Source organism: Roseateles sp. P5_B10, from assembly GCF_056400485.1.
Window position 1 is genome coordinate 1 of sequence record NZ_JBFULE010000470.1, and the last position, 4,174, is coordinate 4,174.

The 4,174-nt window shown below is 68.0% G+C and carries 4 protein-coding genes; 1 reads left to right on the top strand and 3 read right to left on the bottom strand.

Annotation, left to right across the window (positions count from 1 at the left end):
- On the top strand, window positions 1–669 hold a 669-nt coding region (locus AC1DU6_RS22085; RefSeq protein ID WP_477859622.1), incomplete at its 5' end, for a hypothetical protein.
- Here AC1DU6_RS22085 and AC1DU6_RS22090 read toward each other — a convergent pair.
- The 3 genes from AC1DU6_RS22090 to AC1DU6_RS22100 all read right to left on the bottom strand — a co-directional run.
- Entirely contained in the window at window positions 670–1,917 is a 1,248-nt protein-coding gene (locus tag AC1DU6_RS22090) for a hypothetical protein (RefSeq protein WP_457446364.1), read from the bottom strand.
- Between the two features lie 125 nt (window positions 1,918–2,042).
- Entirely contained in the window at window positions 2,043–2,819 is a 777-nt protein-coding gene (locus tag AC1DU6_RS22095) for a GH12 family glycosyl hydrolase domain-containing protein (RefSeq protein ID WP_457446362.1), read from the bottom strand.
- Between the two features lie 194 nt (window positions 2,820–3,013).
- On the bottom strand, window positions 3,014–4,174 hold a 1,161-nt coding region (locus tag AC1DU6_RS22100; protein ID WP_477859624.1), incomplete at its 5' end, for an alpha/beta hydrolase family protein.

Sequence of the window (4,174 nt, forward strand, 5' to 3'; positions counted from 1 at the left end):
ATCTACGGCTCCAAGCTGATCCCGGCAGTCGATGGCACCAAGCCCACTCAAGCCGAACTTATTGCGGTTGCCGCCGACCTGGCGAAGAACTACATGGACACCTGCTGTGAGAAGGGCACTCACATCACGAACTTCATCAACGGCAAGCAGAAGTACTTCGACACGGTGGCGCCCAACACCACTGTCATCCACGGGCAAGTGAAGGACTGGGATCCGGTTGAGGGCGGTGCCAAGCCCGACAACATCGACGAAACCAACCCGACGCCGCAATTCCTGCTGAACGAGTTGAGCCACAACCAGGATATCGAGCTGCTGCTCGACTTCGGCACCGACGGTGGCCACTACGTCACGCTGACCTCTTTGTTCTGGAGCGACGACGACGGCGACGGAAGCATCGACGCCGGTGAGGCCGCGAACATTGGCTATATCGATCCGGAGGATGGCAAGTCCACCAGCGCACGCCTCGGCGAGTTGGCGGGCGCCCTGACCGTTCAGTACCTCAGCCYGGTCACGGGCAACGTGCGCAGCGGCACGATCTTTGCCGCCATCGCGGAGTCGCCCGAGCACCGCACCAACCCTGAACCCGCAAGCGCGGCCCTTGTGCTGGCGGCGTTAGCGGCCGTGTGGTGCGTCAGGCGCCGGTCGGCCACTGCAGACCGAGGGGGATGACTACCAACTCGCCTGGAATGAATCCCCGCTGAACCGGCTATCACCCGTGATCGCTCCCATGTCCACGAACTCAAAGTCCGACGCCCGCAGCGACTTCAAGTTCGAGATCGTCGCGTCTTGCCACTGCGCACTGGGCTCGCCCTGCACGTACAGGTCGGAGCCGATGTCGGCGACGTAGAGGCCATAGCGCTGCATCGCCACCGCGACGGCCTTGGCCTGGGCGCTCCAGGAGGCTGGCGGTAAGAAGCTGGCCTTCAGGCGCAGCACGGCGCCAAAGGGCACGCCGCCGGCCGTCTCGCCGCCGGCGTGATGGCGCGCCGGCCAGACGTGGCTGCGGGCCAGCACGCTGTCGCGCAGCGTGACGCGCAAGGCATGGCGGATCTCGCCCGCGCTGGCTTCGTTTGCCCGCGCCAGCAGCGGCAGCATGGGCAGGCCGGCGGCGTCGCCCGAGGTCCAGGTGTCGGGTCGCATGGCGTTGCTCTTCAGGTCCCACGCAGCCGTCGAGTAGCTGTACCACTGCGCGTTGACCTTGTAGCTGGCGTAGCTTTCCCACAGTCGGCAACTGCCTTGCTCGACCACCAGCACATGGCGGTCACCGCATTGCTGGGCGTCATTGCAGGCGCCGCCCTCGGCCTTGAGCAGGTCGTCGCGCGGGAAGGGGAAGCGGCGGTTGGGCGCGGTCAGCGTCGTGCAGTCGCGCACGAGGCTGTAGCCGCCGCCCACGGGTGCGCCGCAGTCGCTCTCGTCGGGCGCGCCGTCGCCGCTGCCGGCGCGTGGGTCGGTGGGATTGAAGGCCACCGTCGGCCAGCTGCTGGTGGCCGTGGCGGCGGTGCTGCCGTCCACCACGTTGTACGGAATGCCGTAGTAGTCGGCCGGCTGCTGCTGGTTTTCGCTGGTGCCCCAGTCGGGATGAAATGACCTCGTCGCGCCGATGCTGGTGATCCACGCCGCGCTGCTGGCGTGCACGGGGAAGCGCTGCGCGTCGTCGATGCGCGTGTTGAACACGGCCGTGGCGGGGAAGACATCRCAGCCGCCGATCTGCGGCGCGGCGCCGGGTGCGGGGGAAGGCGTGGGAGCCGGAGCAGGGGCCGGCGGAGGTGGCGGCGGCGCAGGAGAGGGCGTGGGAGCGGGCGATGGGGCTGGCGGCGGCAGGGGGCTGCCACCACCGCCGCCACAGGCCGTCAGGCCGACGGCCGTGGCCAGCAGGACGAGCCCGCCGATGCTCTTTTTGATCGGGTCGCTTTGCATTTGTTCTTCTTCAACAGGGCGCCGGCCGAAGTGCCGGCGGCCATGTTGAAACAAGTGCGTCGCAGCGAGCACGCCCAGGTGTACGGGGATGTAAGCGCGGCCGTGCTGGCCGCGCTTTGCCGCGGCTACCTCACGGTGACGGAGAAGTTCCTCGACCCGAAGTTCATGCCGCCCGACGACGACGTGATCTCGAAGCCGTACTGCACGTCACCCACGACCAGGTCGGCCATCCATCCGAGGTTCCTCAGGTAGTTGAGGATGCCCAGCACGTCGATGGTCGTGTTGTTCGTCTTGGAGGTGCGCAGGAAGGAATAGACCATGTTGGCGCCGTTGTTGCCGCGGTAGACGTTCCAGGTGGCGCCGCCCACGTTCACGTTGGTGTAGACGGGGATGGCGCAGCCTTGCGCGTTCCAGTTGTAGGAGATGGGTTTGACGTTGCCGCAGCCGGCCGCGGTGCCGGTGTAGTTCAGCCACAGCATGATCTCGTGGGCGTTGTTGCCCACCCAGACGTCGAAGGTCGATGACCAGGCGCCGCCGGCCGGCGTGGTGGCGGCGATGGTGGACGACAGCTGCGACAGCGAGCTGATGGTGCGGTTGACCGCGTAGCCGATGTGCGGATAGGACTTGATCCCGCCGGTGTTGGGCTGGTCGGACCAGACACCCCAGTCGGCATTCGAGTTGACCCAAATGGTCTGCGGGCCGACGGCGGCGCCGCCGCACGGGCCCCAGACGTCGTTGTTGAAGTTGTAGCTGCCGTAGTTCCAGCTGGCGAACAGGTTGGGGGCCGAGCAGGATGACGTGGCGGGCGAGGAGGCCCCCCAGGTGGCGGCCTGCGCGCCCGGGGAGGCGAGGGACATGACGACAAAGGCGGCAGCGCCCAACGCGCGGTGGATTGATTTCATATGTCTCCGTTATGGTTGAAAGGGTCATCGCCCATGACCGCTACCTTGTGAATGGCAGCGTTGTCATGGGCAAATAAATTCGAGCCGCGAACAATTAGTTCGACCATCGGGCTTACCCGCTGATGTGAAACAAGTCGTCGGGCCGGCTCCGCTTCGCCGTCGTATGCGAGCGTGCGCTTGGAGCGATCAGGCGGTCAGCGCTTGTCGGTCCCTTGCCCTGTCAGCCCGTGCGCCTTCAGCCAGCGCACCAGCGTGGGAAAGTAGTCGGCGTGAAAGCCCGTCGTCGTGGCCGCCTTGTGGCCGCTGTCGAGGTCGGTCGCCCACAGGCCGTGGGCGGCGTGGTCGAGGAGGGTGATCTGGTGGTCGCGGTTGCCGGCTTGCGCGAGGGCCTGGCGCAGCAGCGCCACGCTGCGCTCGACCGGCACGAAGGCGTCGCGGTCGCCGAAGACGGCGAGCATGGGCACCTTGACCTGGGCGTAGGACGGCATGGGGTCGAAGTACCAGAAAGTCTGGGCGCGCCGGCTCGGTAGGTCGGGCAGCTTCTCGTGGAACTCCACGAGGTGGGCCCAGCGCGCGTCGAGCTTGGTGCGCGCCGCGTCCTGCAGCCACTCGCGGCCTTCGCCGGTCTTCACCCAGTGCATCAGGCGGCGCTCGTAATCGGCCGCTTCGGCCACTTCGGCAGCGCTCAGGCCTTCRTTGCGGGCACTGGTCTCGACGCGGTAGATCTCCTGTTCGGCCGCGGTGACCGACGGCCCGGACTGGGCGATGACGAAGGCGACGTCGCTGCTGCGCGCTGCCGCGATCGGGGCGACCCAGCCGCCCTGGGAATGGCCCCAGACGCCGATGCGCTGCGGGTCGACGCCCGGCGTCTGCTTGAGCAGCCGGACGGCCGCGACTGCGTCGTCGGCCAGGTCGGTGAGGCCGGTTTCGCGCACGTCGCCCTTGGACTCGCCGACGCCGCGCTTGTCGTAGATGAGGGCGGCCAGGCCCTGGCTGACGAAGAACTCGGCCTGCTGGCGGTAGGCCTCGCGCGGTGCGTCGGTGGACATCGGCGACAGCACGACGGCGGCATGCGGGCCGGGTGTGGGCGGCAGCATCAAGGTGCCACCCAGGCTCAGCGCCCCGTTGGTCCAGCGCATCGGGCGCTCGACGATGTCCACCCGCTCGCCAATCTGCGGCGCGGCGCCGTTCTCGCTCCACAGCAGCCGGTCGGCCTGGCCTTGCGCGGGCAGGCGCTTCAGCGTCAGGCGCACCGGCCACGGCGATTGAAGCGACGGCCCCGCGGTGGCCTCGCCCGCGCCGCGCTCGAACAGGAAGGCCCAGCGGCCGGTGCCGAACTCGATGACGGTCGGCTG